General features: G+C 41.9%; 1 protein-coding gene and 1 pseudogene. One reads left to right on the plus strand and one right to left on the minus strand.

What is annotated here, in order from left to right; translation table 11 throughout:
- Positions 1-648: PAS domain-containing protein (locus VOR_RS0111075; protein ID WP_010319774.1), on the minus strand; the 648-nt coding region annotated here is incomplete at its 3' end.
- Between the two features lie 225 nt (positions 649-873).
- Here VOR_RS0111075 and VOR_RS19145 point away from each other — a divergent pair.
- Positions 874-1,134: pseudogene (locus VOR_RS19145) on the plus strand (hypothetical protein); the annotation flags it as partial.

The raw sequence follows: 1,134 nt of genomic DNA on the forward strand, positions 1-1,134 counted from the left end.
GGGTATATACACCAATTCCATTAATGGATTATCGAATACCTTGCGTGCTTCGGCACTGAGAGATTCTAAGCGACGAGTTAAACTATAACCAGCAACCATTGACATCAATAGCATCAACACCAGGCCAGCTCCTGGTAGAAAAGTCTCTTCAACAAAACTGATAACTGCAATAGGTACTAAAGCGATGGCTAACCGTTGCCACAGGCGAGTTCGAGGTAGCTTGAGTCGTCTCGGTGTTTTTCCCGCTTTGAGCTGCGAGTATATTTTTTCGGCGTTGGTAATGTGTTCGCGACTTGGACACAAACGTACTGACTGAAACTCAACCGTTTTACCATTTTCGACTATCGGAGAAGCAAATGCATCAACCCAATAATGGTCACCATTTTTACATCTATTTTTGACGATACCCATCCAAGATTGGCCGCGTTTTAAGTAATCCCACATATCTTTAAATGCTTCTGCTGGCATGTCAGGGTGGCGCACCATATTGTGGGGCTGGTTTGTTAGTTCATCTAATGAATAGCCAGCGACCTCACAAAATTCTTTACTGGCATAAGTGATATGGCTGCTTGGTTTGGTGACCGATAGCAAGTTGTAGCTAGGTGGAAACTTGACTTCCTTTTGTGTAACAGGTTGATTGGTGCGCATGGGACGTCCCTCGAATTAAATAAGTAAAACACGAATTAAGCCAAGGTTCTCTATCGTGTGATGAGAGTTTTATTTCCATTATTTATAGAATCGAATCGGTAAAAAGGCAATGAAACTAGTCATTGTCGAATAGTCAATTAGTATCATTACTTTTGATATGAATATATGGCCGAGTTATAACGTAAATATGACTTACGACTTGACCTTACGAGTAAGCTTGCCACAATGTGCGCATGTAATAACTGTACGGAAAACATTATGATATTTTATTCTTTTGGGCGGTAAAACCCATTGCGTTACTCTTAACCTCTTTACTTTCATCAACCTCTTTCACAGGCATGAGTGACCCGCCTGTGGTTGGCGGACTGTTCAATTCGGCGCAAATATTGAAAAATCAAATGGCGTCGTCTTTAAGCTATTCAACGCGCTTTGCCCGTGATTCGACCTTATTTATCATCGCCGGGGTAACACTCGATAGCTATACCC

It is taken from the genome of Vibrio ordalii ATCC 33509 (genome assembly GCA_000257205.1).
Lineage (GTDB): Bacteria > Pseudomonadota > Gammaproteobacteria > Enterobacterales > Vibrionaceae > Vibrio > Vibrio ordalii.